This window comes from Streptomyces sp. NPDC034103 (assembly GCF_055575395.1).
The window spans coordinates 360048-376551 of sequence record NZ_JBVISS010000010.1 but is presented as its reverse complement, the minus strand read 5'-3'; the positions used below and the strand labels follow the sequence as shown (position 1 = coordinate 376551).

Below are 16504 nucleotides of genomic sequence, written 5' to 3'. Positions count from 1 at the left end.
GGCCTGGGCGCGCGGGCAGCTGTGGGGGCGGTACGAGGTGTGGGACTACCGGGCGCCGCAGCAGCCGCAGGCCGTTGCCCGCTGTCGGGCCCCATGAGAGCATCAAGCCGGTCCGTCTGCTTTCTCTTGCGTTTCGCGACGTGAGCGAAAGGGGGCGGGCCGTTGCCGTGCTGAGGGTGAAGAGCCTTCCCTCAAGGTCTGCGAATGACGGGTACCGCCTGATGTCCACAACTGAGCCGAGGGAAGCCCGTATCGAGGACGCGGGCAACGTTTTGGTGGCGCCTTCGGCGCTGCGGGACGAGGGCTTGGTCCGGGATTTCTTCGGATCCGTGATCACCCCGGAGGACCTTTCCTCCGCCGCATTCGACCTGGCGCAGAAGACCGTCTACCTGTGTGGTGACATCTCCGGGCTCCATCGCGTTCAACTGCGCAAAGCCGCCCGGGTGTTCGTCGTACGGCAGCTGTCGCACGGCTACGACGAGGATGCCGGTCAGGACTGGAGTGCGGTTGATCTCGGCCGAGTCCCCGTCCGTGTGCAGGGCGTGGGCGTGTACTACCGCCGGTTCTTCGACGTGGGGGCCGACTATTTCGGACAGATCCGCGCGGAGCACGCGTTCCAGTCCCTGACCGAGTCCACCAAGCCCGGCACGGCCCATCGCAGCGGGATCTACCTGACGCCCGTGACGCGCGACGGCGACGCACTGCATTTCCGTCTGCTCCGCTGCTCCACGAATCTTTCGGGGCCCACCGAGGGGTTCGGCCCGACCGACACGCGCATCGTCGAGGAGCTGAACCGCGAGGCTGATGCCGTCTTCCGGGACCAGGCGCCGCTGAATCACGTTCTGGCTCAGATCTACCACAACACCCGTGCCACTGCCGAGCGCAGACAGTCAAAGGCCAAGATCTCGGCCCATGCCGACAAGACCAAGGACATGCCCGTCAACGGCGTCATGGCCTTCTGCACTTTCTACGATCGGCTCGACGGGATGGAACCCCTGGCCGAAGACGCCTTCGACCACGGAGTGAGGGGGGTCAGTGGACTGACCAGACTTCACTTCCGCCTCAAGGAGGCGACCGAGGAACGCGAGGGGAATGCGCTGCCACCGCATTTCACCCTGACGCTCTATCCCGGCTCCGTGTTCTTCATGCCGTTGTCCACCAACCGCCTGTACACGCACGAGGTCCGGCCCTCGGCGCTGGACGCCGAGTTGCTTCCGACCCGCCTCGGGTATGTGGTGCGCTGTTCCCGTACCGAGGCCGTGCACAAGGACGGACAGACGTTCCTCAAAGCGGCCGGAGGCGCGGTGCCGCTGGAGCCGCCCACACAGGCCGGCATGGACGAGCTGCGCAGGCTGTACGCGGAGGAGAACCGAACCTCGTCGTTCGTCGACTACGGCGACGAATTCGTCTTCAGCATGAACACGGGAGACTATCTTGCCCCCCCGAGCCTAGGATCCCGGACGAGATCCTCACGTACGGCTTTCCGACTGACGAGAACCCCTTCACCGAGCTGTTCGCCTCTGTCCGTTGGGAGGACGTAGGCAAAGGCCGACGGGGCGCCGTGCTCACCAAGTTGGACGAGGCGGGCGGGGTACCGCTCGTACGCACCACCACTCGATACCGCACTCCGGCGCAGCGCTTCCGGGCGGTGCACGAACGACTGGCGCGGCAGGTCCAAGAACGCGCGGCGCTCCCGGTCGCCTTCAACAACGCCCTTGTCGAGTGCTACACGAGCGCCTACACCACCATGGGGAGCCATTCGGACCAGGCTCTCGATCTGGCCGACGGCTCGTTCATCGCCGTCTTCTCCTGCTACGAGCGTCCTGAGGTGGGTCCGCCGCGGCAACTGATCATTGAATTGAAGGGGAGCGGTGGCGAAAGGTACGGGATTCCCCTCGCACACAACACTGTCGTCGCGTTTTCCCTCGATACGAACCGGCGGTTCAGGCACAAGATCGTGTTGGACGGGTCCGCGCGGGCGGCGGACAACCAATGGTTGGGCGTGACCTTCCGGACGTCGAAAACCCTGGTCCGCTTCGGCGACGGGCAGGTACAACTCCCGCAGGGTGCGCGCCTCATGGTGGCCGACGAGGAGCAGAGGCGCGAGTTCTACCGGCTGCGACGCCGTGAGAACGAGGAGACGGACTTCGTCTATCCCCCGCTGACGTACACCGTCAGCGAGAGTGATCTGCTGCCACCGCTCTGACCTGAGTGCACTGCGGGTGTGCGAGGTAGCGGTAGGGATGAACCACCGGGCTCCGGACCACGCCCGCGCCTGAGTACCGCCTCGGCGCGGCCCGAAGGGATGCGAGCGCGGGACAGGCCTCAGGCGATGGACGCCGAAATGATGGCGGAGACGGCGAGGTTGCAGGAGGCCGTCACCCACACCGCGGGGTGCGGTTCCGTCTCGACCAGGGTCGCGCCCAGGCGCCCTGGGGTGATCAGGTCCACGATCCAGAACGCCACGGCCATCATCACCAGCCCGAGCAGCCCGAACGCCCCGGTGGAGAGCAGTCCCTTGCCGAAGTCCTCGTACGTCGTCCAGATCGACGTGAACACGATGCCGCCTATGCCGAGCAGTGCGGAGCTGAGCACCAGGGCGGCGTTGCGGTTGCGCTCTTCCCAGATCTGTCGGCCGAGCTTTCCGGGCGTCAGTACGTCGACCAGGACGATGCCGAGAACCAGCAGGACCAGGCCCAGGCCTCCGTATGCGGTGGCCCGTCCGAGTCCGTTGACGATGTCGCTCATGAGGTTGCCGACTCCGTGAGGTGAGAGATCGTGAGTGATCGCGGTCAAGGAGAGGCAAAGTTAGCGCACGCGTGTGGTCCGCTGATCGGCGCCCGGGCCTGGGTGGGAGATGAAGCCCGAGCGGGCTCCGTCGCGGTCGGCATCGGAGCCCGCTCGGTGATGCTGGTGAGGGGTCAGGTGGTGTGCAGGGTCAGCCCGTAGCGGTTGAGGATCTCGTTGACGGGCTGGTGCCAGGTCTGGCCGCCGCTGCCGCAGTTGCCCCAGCCGCCGGAGGTGACGCCCTGGGCCTGGTCGCCGCTGATGAAGGAACCACCGGAGTCACCCGGCTCGGCGCAGACGCTCGTCTTGGTCATCTGGTAGACGGCACCCTGGCTGTAGTTCACGGTCTCGTTCTTCGCCAGGACCGTGCCGCAGTGCCAGTGTGTGGTGGAGCCCGAGCGGCATATCGAGGCGCCGACGGGGGCCTCGGCGGAGCCGCGGACGAGTTGGTCGGGGACGGTGCCCCAGCCGAGGACCACGGGCACGGTCCACCAGCCGCTGCCGACGTTCACCCAGGCGTAGTCGTCGCCCGGGAACGACGAGCCCTGGAAGTTGCCGATGTAGGAGCGGTCCCAGCCGTACACGGCCGCGCTCGGCCGACCACAGTGCCCGGCGGTGACGAAGCCGCCGTGCACGGAGAAACCTATGGAGCAGCGGACGTTGCCCGTGTAGTAGGGGTCGCCGCCCACGGTGCCGGCGGCGAAGGTGCGTGGTGCCGTGGGCACGTCCCGCACGGTGACGGGTCCGGCCTGGCGGGCTCGGGTGAGGAAGGAACGGACATCGTTGTCGTCCCGGTGCGCGGCGACGACGTTCACGACGACGGCGTTGGTCCTCGCGTCCACGTGCCAACTGCCGACTCCGGCGGGCGCGGACAGGGCGTCGATGCGCTTCTTCGCGGCGTCGAGCTGTGCCGCGTCATGGCGTACGAGGCGTACGTTCGCCCCGGCCGCGCGTACGGCATCGACCCGTGCGGCGCTCGTGACGGCGACGGTGAGCCGGCCGCGGTCGGCGTCGAACCAGGAACCGGCGTAGGCGGAGCCGGCAGCCCTGCGGGCCTTGGGTTCGACGGCTGTGGCGGTCTTCTCGGCGGCCAGGCGGGTCTCGGCCTGGCCCCGGGTGAGCCCCAGGTCGCGCTGCATCGCGGACAGCAGGTCGGCGGAGGCCGGTGCCTGGGGTGAGCGGGTGGGTGCGTCCGCGGCGGAGGCCGGCAGGGTACTGGCGGTCGCCCAGGTGCCGAGGAGCAGGAGGGCGGACAGGGCGGTGCGCGGAAGTGTGGTGCGTCTCAAGGGAGTGACCCTTCGTTGTTCCAGCAGGGTGGGGGTGGAACAGCCGTGCTTGAGAGCGCTCTCGTGCGGGCAGAGCCTAGCCCGTGATCATGGATTGGTCCATGCCAACTTCAGCCGTGTGTCGTCGCGTTGGCGCCGGTGTCGCCCGGGAAGGTCGGCGGACCCGTTGGCGACGCGCCACGCGGGACGCCCACCGGTCAGCAGCTCGGGGGCTCCTGACCGGTGGGCGTCTCGGCATCGCGCTCAGCGGCGGACGTCGTACCGGTCGAGGTTCATCACCTTGTCCCACGCGGCGACGAAGTCCCGTACGAACTTCGCGTCGGCGTCACGGGAGGCGTAGACCTCGCTGAGGGCGCGGAGCTGGGAGTGCGAGCCGAAGACGAGGTCGACGGCGGTCGCGGTCCACTTCACCTCGCCCGTGTTCCCGTCCCGGCCTTCGTAGACGTTCTCGTCCGTGGCCGACGTGGACCACTGCGTCCTCATGTCGAGGAGGTTGATGAAGAAGTCGTTGGTCAGGACCTCCGGCCGGTCGGTGAGAGCGCCGTGTGCGGAGCCCTTGTAGGCGGTGTTGAGGGCTCGCATGCCGCCGATCAGGACGGTCATCTCGGGGGCCGTGAGGTTCAGCATGTTCGCGCGGTCGAGCATGAGCGTCTCGGGGGAGAGCTTCTCGCCCGCCTTGAGGTAGTTGCGGAACGCGTCCGCCTTGGGTTCGAGTACTGAGAACGACTCCACGTCGGTCTGTTCCTGCGTGGCGTCCGTGCGTCCGGGAGTGAAGGGGACGGTCACCTTGTGCCCGGCGTCGGCCGCGGACTTCTCGATGGCCGCACAGCCGCCCAGGACGATCAGGTCGGCGAGGGAAACCCGGGTCCCGCCGGTCTGTGAGCCGTTGAAGTCCTGCTGGATCCGCTCGAGTGCGCGTACCGTCTCGGTCACCTCGGGGAGGTTGTTGACCTCCCAGTCCTTCTGCGGTGCGAGCCGGATGCGGGCCCCGTTGGCGCCGCCACGCTTGTCGGTGCCGCGGAAGCTGGCGGCCGAGGCCCAGGCGGTGGTGACGAGCTGGGAGACCGACCGGCCGGAGGCGAGGATGGTGGCCTTGAGGGAGGCGATGTCCGCGTCGGTGACCAGGTCGTGGTCGACCGGGGGAACCGGGTCCTGCCACAGCTGCGGCTCGGGAATCCACGGGCCGAGGTAGCGCGAGCGGGGGCCCATGTCGCGGTGCAGGAGTTTGAACCACGCCTTGGCGAAGGCGAGCGCGAACTGGTCCGGGTTCTCGTGGAAGCGCTTGGCGATCGGCCCGTAGACGGGGTCCATCCGCAGCGCGAGGTCCGTCGTCAGCATGATGGGGGCGTGCCGCTTCGACGGGTCATGCGCGTCGGGCACCTTGTCCCGGGCGGAGGCGTCGGTGGGAGTCCACTGCTTGGCACCGGCCGGGCTCGTCGTGAGTTCCCACTCGTAGCCGAACAGGTTGTCGAGGAACCCGTTGTCCCACTTCGTCGGCTCGTGCGTCCATGCCCCTTCGAGCCCGCTGGTGATCGTGTCGCCGCCGACTCCCCTGCCGCAGGTGTTCCGCCAGCCAAGGCCCTGCTGCTCGATGGGGGCGGCCTCGGGCTCGGGGCCGAGGTAGCTGGGGTCGACCGCTCCGTGACACTTGCCGAACGTGTGGCCGCCGGCGATGAGCGCCACCGTCTCCTCGTCGTTCATCGCCATCCGCCCGAACGTCTCACGGATGTCCCTGGCGGCGGCCAGCGGGTCCGGGTTGCTGTTGGGGCCTTCGGGGTTGACGTAGATCAGCCCCATCTGTACGGCGCCGAAGGGGCCGGTCAGTTCCCGGTCGCCGCTGTAGCGCTCATCCCCGAGCCAGGTGTCCTCGGGTCCCCAGAAGATCTCCTCGGGTTCCCACTGGTCCTCCCGCCCGAAGGCGAACCCGAACGTCTTGAACCCCATGGACTCCATGGCGCAGTTCCCGGCGAAGACCAGGAGGTCCGCCCAGGAGATCTTCTGCCCGTACTTCTGCTTCACCGGCCAGAGCAGACGGCGCGCCTTGTCCAGGCTCGCGTTGTCCGGCCAGCTGTTCAGCGGGGCGAATCGCTGCGAGCCGCTGCCGCCGCCGCCCCGGCCGTCCGCTGTCCGGTAGGTGCCGGCGGAGTGCCAGCTCATACGGATGAAGAGCGGACCGTAGTGACCGTAGTCGGCGGGCCACCAGTCCTGCGACGCGGTCATCACCTCGAAGACGTCGCGCTTGAGCGCTTCCACGTCGAGGCCCGCGAACTCCTTGGCGTAGTCGAAGTCCTCGTCCATCGGATTCGAATGCGACGAATGCTGATGGAGGATCTGGAGGTCGAGCTGGTTCGGCCACCAGTCACGGTTCGTCCGGGGACGACTCGCCGTGGGGGTGGGGGAGGGGATTGCCGGGTTCTCGCTCTCACTGCCGGGCATGCGCGCAACCTGCTTCCTGGTCGGATGTGTCCTTTTGCCGGTTGTTGGTCCTGACGTTGTTCGCTTTGCCGGAGCCGGGCAATCCGACACGCACGCGGAGGGCGCCATGGCGCCCACAGGATGGAAACCCCGGCCCGGGCCGCGTCTCATTCCGCTGTAGCGGCAGCACGGTAGAGACTCCTACGGGCGAGGACGGGTCTCCAAGGGGGCAGGTTCGCCACCGTGGCCGTCGAGCGGCCGCGCAGGGTGGCTGAGCGGCCGCCAGGGCCGGGGCGGGCCGCGCCGAGGCGGCCCCCGCAGCTGTTCTCACTCCCGGTCAGTGGCCCGAGCCCTGGGTGCCGCCGAGCTGGTCGCGGTAGCGGGGGTCGCCGAGGTACTTCTCCTCGTCGAAGACGGGCGCCGCCTTGACCTGGTCCTTGGTCCAGCTCAGGTGCACGGTCCGGGCCGCGTGGTCGATGCCCGCAACGGCCTCGGACGGGATCACCACGTCCTTGCCGAGCAGGGGGAGACCGGTGTGCACCACCGCGTGGTGCGGCCCGAGGTCCGCGGAATGCGCGCCGATCTTGCCGACCTCCGCGTCCACCGCGTGCACGTGGTAGCCCGTGAGATCGTCGTCCGGGGTGTGGCCGGCGGTCGGCACCTGGTCGCTCTGGAACTCGTTCACTTCGTCCTCCCTGTGGTCCTGGACCTGCGTCTGCCCACCATGGGCCGCGCCAGACGTGCGCCGACCGGCTCGTCGGGATGATCGACTACGCTCCAGTGCGACCCCGGCGCGACCACAGGAGATGCCCATGCCCTCGCACACTGACCAGGACAGCAGCACCGTGGAGGTCGTCGACGTTCCCGAGGCATCGCGCTTCGAGGTGCGCCTCGACGGGCGGCGGGTGGGCCTCGCGGAGTACCTGCGTACGGACGAGCTGGTCGTCTACCCCCACACGGAGGTGGACCCCGCCTACAACGGCAGGGGCCTCGGCTCGGCACTCGCGCGTGCCGTCCTGGACGACGCCCGCGAGCGGAAGCTGGCGGTGCTGGCGACCTGCCCGTTCATCGCGGCCTACCTCGCGCGGCACCCGGAGTACCACGACCTCGCCTACCAGAACCGCAGCAAGGTCGCGGACTGAGGGAGGCCGCCGCATCGCACGGGCGCCGTGCGTCGTCCCGGTCACCGAGGCGGCGTCGGCGCCCGTTTCGGCGTAGGGCGTCCGCCTCGGTGCAAGGCGGCGTTGAGCCGCCCGCCGCCCGCCTGCCGTCCGCTGCCCCCGCCCGCCTGGCGCGGGGGCGCGCTTTTCGCACCGAGGTGCGGCAGGTCGACCAGCCCGCGGGACATGTTCCCGCCTTGCGTGTGACCACCTTGCGTGGGCATGAGCGCAGGCCATTGGGCGGTGGCGACGAGTCCACCGCCGACCCGGTCGACGCGGCCGCCCACGGCGAGGGCGCCCCGCGGGGGGCGCCCCGATCGTGAGGACGGTCGTGCGGTGGGGCGTGCCGCGACCTTGCCGTTACGCCCCGCGAACGCGCGAGATCCCGGCGGCGCCATCGTGGACGGCTGCCGCCGGGACCTCGCGGGGACGCCCCTGGCCGGTCACCGGCGTGAACCGCTCCCGGCCCGGGCGGGACCGCTCACCGACCCGGGGCGGGGGCAGCCGCGGCGAACCACTGAGAGCCGCTCCCCGCCCCAGGTCGGCCGGTCACGCCGCGGTGAATCGCTCCCAGACCCGGTGCGCACCGAGCAGTTCGGCGAGCTTCTCCAGCGTGGCGGTCATGCTGTCACCGACGACCACACCCGGCCCCGCGGTGGGCAGCCCCGCCCACTCCAGCACGGCTTGGGTGCCGTTGAGCCCGCCGATCGCCTTGCCGTGCCGGAACGCCTCCGACAGCAGTAGCGCGACGCGCGGGTCGTAGGCGGCCTGCTGGGCGTCCGTCAGAGGTGACTTGGCGTCCCGGCCGCCGAACGCGTCGCCGCCAACACCCGGCACCGCCACGAGCAGCAGGGCGTCGAACTCGACGGAGCGTGCGGTGGCGTAGGTGCGCTGCACGGTGACCGCGCTGTCGCCGGAGCCGAGGACGCCGCCGGTCGGGGCGATGACGAGGGGCACCATGCCGGCGGCGAGGATGGTCTCGCGGGCGGCCTGGACGGCGTCGAGATCAGCGTCGGGTCCGGTGACGATGCCGATGAGGCGTCCGTCCGTCGGCCAGGTCTGACCGACCTGCGAGAGGGCCGGGCTGGGCGCCACGTCCGCCGGCGGGACCGTGGGTTCCGGGGCGGGCAGTCCGAGGCCCTCGGCGACCTGCGCGCACAGATAGGGGTCGATGTTGGCCAGGACCTGCAACGCCCTTTCCCTGATGGCCTGCTCGTAGCACTTGCTCAGCTCGAAGGTGTAGGCGCCGATGATGTGCTCGCGCTCGATCGGGCTCATGCTCAGCCAGAACCGGCGGGGTTGGCTGAAGTGGTCGGCGAAGGACTCCGGCGCCTTGCGTACCTTGGTCGCCTCCGGCACCCGCACCGGCGTCTCGACGAAGGCGCTCATGTCCGCGCCCGCGGTGAACGGGCAGCCGCCGTCGAGGCTGTTGGGCCGGTAGGGCGCGCTCCCGCGGTGCACGGCCGTCTGGTGCATGCCGTCGCGCAGCATGTCGTTGACGGGGGAGTGCGGGCGGTTGATGGGCAGTTGCGGGAAGTTGGGGCCGCCCAGGCGGGTGATCTGGGTGTCGAGGTAGGAGAACAGGCGTCCGGCGAGCAGCGGGTCGTCGGTGATGTCGATGCCCGGGACGAGGTGCCCGACGTGGAAGGCGACCTGCTCGGTCTCGGCGAAGTAGTTGGAGGGGTTGCGGTTGAGAGTGAGCAGTCCGATGGGCTGCACCGGCGCGAGTTCCTCGGGGACGATGTTCGTCGGGTCGAGCAGGTCGATGCCTTCGAACGTCTGGTCCGGGGTGTCCGGGAAGGTCTGGATGCCGAACTCCCACTGGGGGTAGGCGCCCGCCTCGATGGCGTCGGCGAGGTCCCGGCGGTGGAAGTCGGGGTCGACGCCGTTGATGATCTGCGCCTCCTCCCAGACCAGGGAGTGGACGCCCAGCTTGGGCTTCCAGTGGAACTTCACCAGGGTCGTCTCGCCCGCGGCGTTGACCAGCCGGAAGGTGTGGACGCCGAAGCCCTCCATGGTGCGGTAGGAGCGCGGGATGCCCCGGTCGGACATGTTCCACAGCGTGTGGTGGGTGGCCTCGGTGTGCAGGGTGACGAAGTCCCAGAAGGTGTCATGGGCGCTCTGGGCCTGCGGGATCTCGCGGTCCGGGTGCGGCTTGCCGGCGTGGATGATGTCCGGGAACTTGATCCCGTCCTGGATGAAGAAGACCGGCATGTTGTTGCCCACCAGGTCGAAGACGCCCTCGGTGGTGTAGAACTTCGTCGCGAACCCGCGGGTGTCGCGCACGGTGTCGGACGAGCCGCGCGAGCCCAGCACGGTGGAGAAGCGCACGAAGACCGGCGTCTCCACGTCCTTGGCGAGGAACGCGGCCTTGGTGACGCCCTCGGCGGTGCCGTAGGCCTTGAAGACGCCGTGCGCGGCGGCGCCGCGGGCGTGGACCACGCGCTCGGGAATGCGCTCGTGGTCGAAGTGCATGATCTTCTCGCGCAGGTGGTGGTCCTGGAGCAGGACGGGACCGCGCGCACCGGCCTTGAGCGAGTGGTCGGTGTCGTACAGGCGGGTGCCCTGCGCGTTGGTGAGGTAGGCGCCGCCCTGCGCCACCTGAGCCTGGTCGGTGCCCGTGGGCTGGCCGGTGGGCGAGTAGGTGTCCGGGCCGCTCTGATCGGGCTTCGGCGGCAGCGGCTCTCTGGGCTCGGTCGGCTCGGCGACGCCGGGGGACTGGGGGCCGGGCTTGCCGGGGACGCCGTCCTCGGGTCCCGTGCCCGAGGGCAGGCTGTCGGCGATCTTGTGTGCGGCGCGCTTGAGGGGATTGGCTTCGCTCATGGGGGGTGACCTGTCTCCGTTCTCCTCGGGCACCTGCGGTCGCGGTGGCACCGAGAGGGGTGATCTCCGTGGACACGGAGTCCCCAGCGAGCGCGCTGCCAAACGATCCGCCCCATCAGGCGGTACGCAGTTCCGCGGTGCTGTGGCGTGACGCCAGGTCAGCCGGATGTCCGCATGCGGGTGTTGCGGTCGGTGCGGATGTGGTGGCCCTGGGGGGGCGAGGCGCGACGGTTCGTGACTCAACTTCCGCGTCCGGCAGTAGATCGATCACTTTGATGTTGAAAACAACATCAACAAATTCCGGAAAATCTTGCATTAATCCCCACGAAGCGGACACCCCGAACGGTGAAGCCGATCCACTTCTAGACATCGAGGAGATGGTGGTATGGCTGCCGAGAAGATCGCTCAGGAAGCCCGTCTGGCGGACATCGACATCGAGGCGGTGCTCGACCCCGCCGAGCCGGACGGCGTCTACCGCGACAGCAGGCAGTGCGGCGCACTGGCGCTGTCGTCCGGGACGACCAACCTTCTGCTGTCGCCGCCGACCCCGCGGCCCAAGAAGGGCTGAACGGATCGACGGGAGCAACCCCATGAAGCAGTCAGGTACCTCCGCCCTCTTGCAGGGCGCGGTGCAGGACCTCGCTTCGAGCGTGGTCTCCGCCCTTCGGGGCGGAGGCCACGCGCCTTCGGCCGCTGCGGCCGTGGGCGCCTCGCTCGGCGACGACCTCACCTTCGCGGCCGCACGTGTGCTCGGCGCCGACCTCCTGCTGCCAGGCATCCTGCGCCGCATCACGCCCCCGCAGGAGCACCTCGCCCTCATCCGGCGGACCCTCGCCCTCTTCCCGCCCCGGCCGCAGGCCGCGCCCACCGTCCTGTGGAGCCACTGGGCCATGCGGCGCTCGCTGCGCCTGGCCGACGACGCGCCCACCAGGACTGGCTCGTGGGCGGCAGGCACCGAGGAGCCGGAACCCGACACCGCCTGGATCGACGGCGCCCCCTGGTCCCAACTGACCCACCAACTCGCCGTGCTGGCGCCCCTCGCGCTGCCGGGCGAGGACTGCGCGGTGGCCCGCGTCGCCCGCTCCCGCACCCTCGACGTCTCCCGGGGCTTCGTCCGGGCCGTACGGCGCCGGGACTGGCAGCAGGCGGCCGGCGCCGGACGATGGCTGGCCACCCTCGACGACGTGCCGCACACCCTGGGCCTGGACAAGGGGCTCGACTTCGTCGAACTCATGAGCGACGGCGATCCCCGGGTGCTGCTCCAGGTGCAGGCGGCGCGGTTGATGCGAGCCGGAGCGTACGCGTGACGGCGGCACCGGCCGCGCGGGTGCGCGACGCGGCGCTGCACTGGCTGGGGCGCAACCGGGAGCGGTTCGCCCTGGACGCCGACGCGCTGTCCCCGGACGGCCGCGCGGACCGCAGCTGGAAGCCACTTGGCGAACTGGCCCAGGTCAGTGCCACGCTCACCGTCCGCACCCCGCCCAGCGACCCCGCGCACGGCCGGGCACGCGACCTCCTCGCCTTCGCCTGGCAGGAGACGCATGACGGCGCCCTGTTCGTCCACCTCCAGCGCGCGGAGCCCTTCGCCACCTACCCCCTGGAGGTCTACTCCGCCTTCGCGGCCGCCGGGCTGCGGCACCCCGAGTACGAGCGGGTCGCCGCCGGCGTGGCGCGCACCCGCGGCTGGCGGTGCGCGGAACAGGACCCCACCCGGCGCCTCGGCGTCCTCCAGGCCGAACGGCACACGGGCGCGGACGGCGCCGGTGCGCCGCTGGAGCAGATCCTCGCCTCCACCTGGCTGGGCGGGCTGCCGGAGCCCTGGAGTTTCGAACGCTCGTCCGGCTACGCGCTCACCCACGTCGTCTTCCACCTGACCGACTGGGGACGCGGCGGTCCCGGCGTACCCCCCGCCATGACCGACTACCTGCACGACTGGCTGCCCGCGTGGCTCACCACCTGCCTGGAGGCGGGGATGTGGGACCTCGGGTGCGAACTGCTGGCGGTGGCCGCGAGCCTCCCGTGCCCCGACGAGGCGCTGCTGCGCGAGAGCTGGACACGGCTCGCCGACGCGCAGGACGAGACCGGGGCCCTGCCCGAGCAGGACGGGCTTCCCACCAGCGGCGAAGCCGACTTCATCCACACCTACCACTCCACCCTGATGGCCGCCTTCGCGGCCGGCCTCACGGTCGCCGCGCCGGTCCGGACCGACGCCTCCCGTACGGTGCGGCACCCGCAACACGCACGGGCCGTGCGAGTGGTGCACAACGCACAAGGAGTGTCCGGATGACCGACACCCGCCTGCTGCACACCGTGGGGGCCTGTGCCGTCGAATGGCTGTGGGCGCACCGCGACGGGTTCCGGCTCGAAACCGACGTGGACCCGGAGACCGGCTTCCTGGAGCGGTTCAAGCCCATCGGTGAACTCGCCCTGGTCTGCAAGGTGCTGTTCCGCGAAGGGGTCGCGGGCTCGGTCCAGGCCGAACTGGCCCGCCGACTGCTGGACCACGTCTGGCGCGACACCCTGGACGGCGGACAGATGCTGGTCCGCGGGCAGCGCATCGAGCCGATCTCCCCGATCCCCTTCGAGGTCTACCTGCCCTTCCGTGAACTGGGCTACAGCCAGCCCGACATCGAGCGCGCAGCCCGGCTCAACCACCGCCTGGACAGCTGGACCTCCTTCGAGACGACCCCCACCCGACGACTGGGCCTGTCGGCGTTCCAGCGCCGCTTCGGCCTCACCCCGCACCCACCCGAGCACGAGGCCCTCACCACGACCTGGCTGGCCCGCACCCCCGAACCCTGGACGGTGGAGGGACACATCGCCTACGACGTGACGCACGCCGTCTTCCACCTCACCGACTGGGGCGAGAACCCGGACGGCCTGCCACCCGAACTCGCCGACTACCTCGCCGCCTGGCTGCCCGCCTGGATCGACGACTGGCTGGACCTCCAGCGCTGGGACCTCCTCGGCGAACTCCTCGTCGTGGACGCCTGCCTGCCCCGGCCGACCCTCCACGAGGACGCCTGGGCGGCCTTCGCCGCAGCGCAGCAGCCGGACGGCGCCATGCCTGCGGTGCGCGCGATGCCGGTCACCGACGACCGCGACGAACTCTTCGACCTCATCTACCACCCCACCCTGGTCGCCGCCTTCGCCTCCACCCTGGCCACCTCCCGCTCCCTGAGCCAACTCGCGCAGGCCGCCTCATGACCGGCCACGACCTGCCCTGGCTCGCGCTCGACGACCTCTCTGTCGGGCTGGTGAGCGTGGGCCGGACGCCCGAGCCCCTTCGTGAGTCCGAGGCGGAGCTGGACGCGCGCCTGGCTGCCGCCGTGGACGCGGTCGGCGCCCCCGACGCCGTCTTCGCCCTCTCCCGGCACGGCCGCCGCCTGGTGCGCTCCGGTGGCACCGCCCCCGCGCCGGCGGCCAGCCGCGCGGAACGGCGCTACGAGATCGGCTCGGCCACCAAGACCTTCACCGCCCTGCTGCTCACCCGGCTGATCGACACCGGAGCCGTGACCGGCACCGAATCCGCCGCCACACTCCTGGCACCCGCCGACTCCGCCCCGGCGTCCTCCGCCACCCTGGCGCACCTGATCACCCACACCGCGGGACTGCCCCCGCTCCCCGGGGACTTCTACGTGAACGCCCTGCCCGCCTGGCGCACGAACCCCTACGCCCGCTATCCCGCCCCGCGCGTACGAGAGGCCTTCCTGCGCCACCGGCCCCGGCACCGGCCCGGCACGCGCTGGCGCTACTCCAACTACGGCGTCGCCGTCCTGGGCCTGGCCCTGTCGGCGGCCACCGGCACCGCATGGGAGGAGCTGCTGGCCGCCGAGGTGCTGCACCCCCTGGGCCTCGGCGACACCGCCACGCGCGGGGATCACGTCCGCGACGCGGTCGGCCACCGCAAGAACGGCGTCACCCCGACCCCCGGGTTCGACGCGGGCGGCTTCCAGGCGGCCGGAGCGCTGCGCTGCACCCCCAACGACCTGCTGACCTTCCTCGAAGCCCATCTCCGGCCCGCCGCAACGCCGTTGCGGGAGGCGCTCACCGCCGTACAAAGGCCCGTTCTGCGCCGGGGCCTGACCCACCGGCACGTCCACACCGCGGGCTGGTTCCGGCACCCCACCGAGGGCGGGCCGATGTACTTCCACAGCGGCGCCACCCTCGGCCAGCAGGCGTTCCTGGGGTTCAGACCGGACACCGGGACGGCCCTGGCGGCGGTGTGCACCCGCCGGTTCGGCGCACGGGATCCGTTCATCCCGACCGCGTACGGGCTGCTGGCGGGGCAGTAGCGCGGGCCGCTCTCAGACGACCCCAGGGCCTGCCGGGCGCGACCCGGCCCGGGCGCGCGCAGGTGCCGCGCCCGGGTGAGGGCCGGTCGTCACAGACGCTGCCACAGGGCGGGCGTGACGTCCGGGGCCCAGACGCCCTGCGCCTGGTGCGTCTGGAGGCACCGGTAGCTGTGCTGGCCCCGCGTCACCGTGGTGCCGACCTCGTAGACCCGGCCGGCGCTCCAGGCGTCGGCCGCGCCGCCGTTCTGCTCGGGGGCGGCGCCGCTCTGGGCGGTGGTCTTCAGCGTCAGTCCGTAGTCGCCGAGGATGGGGTTGACCGGCTGGAAGAAGGTGGTGCCGCCGCGGGTGCAGTCGCCGGAGCCACCCGACAGGACTCCTTGCGCCTGGGTGCCGGCGACATAGGAGCCGCCGGAGTCGCCGGGCTCGGCGCACACGTCCGTGCGGGTCACTCCGTCCACGGTGCCCTGGGCATAGCTGACGCTGGTGTCCTGCTGCTGGACGGTGCCGCAGTGCCAGCCGGTGGTGGAACCCGAGCGGCACACCGCAGCCCCCACGACCGCCTGCACGGAACCGGCGACCTGGACCTTCTCGCCGTTCTCGGCCTTGATGTCGGGGGTGGCGGTCCAGTCGGCGTTGACGGTCACCCACGACATGTCCTTGCCCGGGAACGCGGAGCCCTGGAAGGTGCCCTGGGCGCTCTTGTCCGCTCCGGCGGTGATGGAGCCCGCGGTGCCGCAGTGGCCGGCCGACACGAAGCCCTGCTGCTCGGCCTTGGTGGCGGAGAAGCCGATGGAGCAGCGTGCCTTGTCGTCGATGTAGTAGGCATCGCCGCCGACGAGGTCCTTCAGGACGCGCGGGCGCTGCGTGGTGAGACGGACGCTCGTCATGTCGGCGTCGGCGCCGGCCGCGGAGAGGAAGGCGGTGGCCGCGGCCTGGCTGGTGGCCTCGACGGTGACCCGGTTGGTGGGGATGTCGACGTACCAGACGGGGGTGGCGGAGGTGTCGGTGCCCGCGGCCGCCTCGCTGAGCTGCTTCTTCACGGCGCGCAGGTCGCCGAGGCCGTAGCGGACGACCGCCGCGGTGGCGCCCTGGGCCTCGATCAGGGGGACGTCGGCCTTGTCGGTGGTGGCGACGGTCAGTTCGGCGGAGGTGGCGCCCGTGACCCAGGCGCCGGCGAAGTGCGTACCCAGGGCGTTGTGCAGGATGCCCGCGCGAGTGCCGGCCTCCGCCTCGTTGGCCAGCCGCTCGGTCGCCTCCTCGGGGGTGAGGCGCAGGTCGCGCTGGAGCGCCCGCAGCACCTCGGGCGCGGGCCTGTCGGCCCCGAGCGTCTGGGCGGTGCTCGGGAGGGGGCCCCGGACGGGCGGCGGCTCGGCCGACGCGGCGGGGTGGACGGCGGTCAGTACGAGCGTGCCGAGAGCGACGAGGGCGGCGCTGCGTCCGCCGGTGCGATGTCTGCCTGCCATGGGCATGCCTTTCGGAAGCGGTGAGCCATGCGAACAACAGGCCTAGCCACCGCCACCTGGGGCGATATCGGGAGGACGGTCCTTTTGGGTACTTCGGGGGACACCGGAGAGGGCATGTGCAGTAGCCGGCCCCCGCGGCCACCCTCGACCTGGGTGTCCCCCGTGCTGCTCGGTCGACGCGGCGAGGTGGCACACGACGCGGAACGCCCCGGGGCTCAGGGCCCCGGGGCGTCGACCGGCGCGGTCCGCCGCGGGACCGCCGGGTGTCGGCACAG

14 protein-coding genes are annotated in these 16504 nt (G+C 70.9%); 8 read left to right on the top strand and 6 right to left on the bottom strand.

Going from position 1 to position 16504, the window contains the following annotated elements:
• The first annotated feature begins 221 nt into the window (after positions 1-221).
• Together ACZ56U_RS24185 and ACZ56U_RS24180 are read left to right on the top strand one after the other, a co-directional pair.
• Positions 222-1541, top strand: coding sequence for a hypothetical protein (locus ACZ56U_RS24185; RefSeq protein ID WP_469086071.1), 1320 nt, complete (start codon positions 222-224; stop codon positions 1539-1541).
• A complete protein-coding gene (locus tag ACZ56U_RS24180; protein ID WP_469086130.1) occupies positions 1454-2206 on the top strand; it encodes an alpha-ketoglutarate-dependent dioxygenase AlkB in 753 nt (250 codons plus the stop codon). The genes ACZ56U_RS24185 and ACZ56U_RS24180 overlap by 88 nt, the downstream gene beginning before the upstream one ends.
• Positions 2207-2325: 119 nt before the next feature.
• Here the strand turns inward: ACZ56U_RS24180 and ACZ56U_RS24175 are convergent, their stop codons facing one another.
• From ACZ56U_RS24175 to ACZ56U_RS24160, 4 genes are all read right to left on the bottom strand, one after another.
• The gene (locus tag ACZ56U_RS24175) at positions 2326-2748 is read right to left on the bottom strand and encodes a DUF350 domain-containing protein (RefSeq protein ID WP_469086070.1); all 423 of its coding nucleotides are present in this window, start codon (positions 2746-2748) and stop codon (positions 2326-2328) included.
• 173 nt (positions 2749-2921) lie between these two features.
• Positions 2922-4073 carry a S1 family peptidase gene (locus ACZ56U_RS24170; RefSeq protein WP_469086069.1) on the bottom strand — a complete coding sequence of 384 codons (1152 nt, stop codon included), beginning with the start codon at positions 4071-4073 and terminating at the stop codon, positions 2922-2924.
• Positions 4074-4316: 243 nt separating this feature from the next.
• Positions 4317-6509: a catalase/peroxidase HPI gene (gene katG / locus ACZ56U_RS24165; RefSeq protein WP_469086068.1), complete on the bottom strand. Its 2193-nt coding sequence runs from the start codon at positions 6507-6509 to the stop codon at positions 4317-4319.
• 316 nt (positions 6510-6825) lie between these two features.
• Complete coding sequence (locus ACZ56U_RS24160) at positions 6826-7173, bottom strand: PRC-barrel domain containing protein (RefSeq protein ID WP_469086067.1); 348 nt, start codon at positions 7171-7173, stop codon at positions 6826-6828.
• A 127-nt stretch (positions 7174-7300) separates the two neighbouring features.
• Here ACZ56U_RS24160 and ACZ56U_RS24155 point away from each other — a divergent pair, with 127 nt between their 5' ends.
• Positions 7301-7630: a GNAT family N-acetyltransferase gene (locus tag ACZ56U_RS24155; protein ID WP_469086066.1), complete on the top strand. Its 330-nt coding sequence runs from the start codon at positions 7301-7303 to the stop codon at positions 7628-7630.
• 567 nt (positions 7631-8197) lie between these two features.
• On the opposite strand, the gene ACZ56U_RS24150 is transcribed toward ACZ56U_RS24155, so the two are convergent.
• Positions 8198-10471: a catalase gene (locus tag ACZ56U_RS24150; protein WP_469086065.1), complete on the bottom strand. Its 2274-nt coding sequence runs from the start codon at positions 10469-10471 to the stop codon at positions 8198-8200.
• A 385-nt stretch (positions 10472-10856) separates the two neighbouring features.
• Between ACZ56U_RS24150 and ACZ56U_RS24145 the strand changes: the two genes are divergently transcribed.
• From ACZ56U_RS24145 to ACZ56U_RS24125, 5 genes are read left to right on the top strand one after another with little or no spacing between them, the layout of a single operon-like run.
• Positions 10857-11039, top strand: a complete 183-nt coding sequence (locus ACZ56U_RS24145) for a hypothetical protein (protein WP_469086064.1) — start codon at positions 10857-10859, stop codon at positions 11037-11039.
• A gap of 22 nt (positions 11040-11061) precedes the next feature.
• Positions 11062-11778: a hypothetical protein gene (locus ACZ56U_RS24140; RefSeq protein ID WP_469086063.1), complete on the top strand. Its 717-nt coding sequence runs from the start codon at positions 11062-11064 to the stop codon at positions 11776-11778.
• Entirely contained in the window at positions 11775-12758 is a 984-nt protein-coding gene (locus ACZ56U_RS24135; RefSeq protein WP_469086062.1) for a DUF6895 family protein, read from the top strand. The genes ACZ56U_RS24140 and ACZ56U_RS24135 overlap by 4 nt, the downstream gene beginning before the upstream one ends.
• Entirely contained in the window at positions 12755-13678 is a 924-nt protein-coding gene (locus tag ACZ56U_RS24130) for a DUF6895 family protein (RefSeq protein WP_469086061.1), read from the top strand. The genes ACZ56U_RS24135 and ACZ56U_RS24130 overlap by 4 nt, the downstream gene beginning before the upstream one ends.
• The gene (locus tag ACZ56U_RS24125; protein ID WP_469086060.1) at positions 13675-14766 is read left to right on the top strand and encodes a serine hydrolase domain-containing protein; all 1092 of its coding nucleotides are present in this window, start codon (positions 13675-13677) and stop codon (positions 14764-14766) included. Before ACZ56U_RS24130 ends, ACZ56U_RS24125 begins: the two co-directional genes overlap by 4 nt.
• A gap of 89 nt (positions 14767-14855) precedes the next feature.
• Here the strand turns inward: ACZ56U_RS24125 and ACZ56U_RS24120 are convergent, their stop codons facing one another.
• Positions 14856-16229 (bottom strand): alpha-lytic protease prodomain-containing protein, encoded by a 1374-nt coding sequence (locus tag ACZ56U_RS24120; protein WP_469086059.1) that lies wholly within the window; start codon positions 16227-16229, stop codon positions 14856-14858.
• Positions 16230-16504 lie beyond the last annotated feature (275 nt).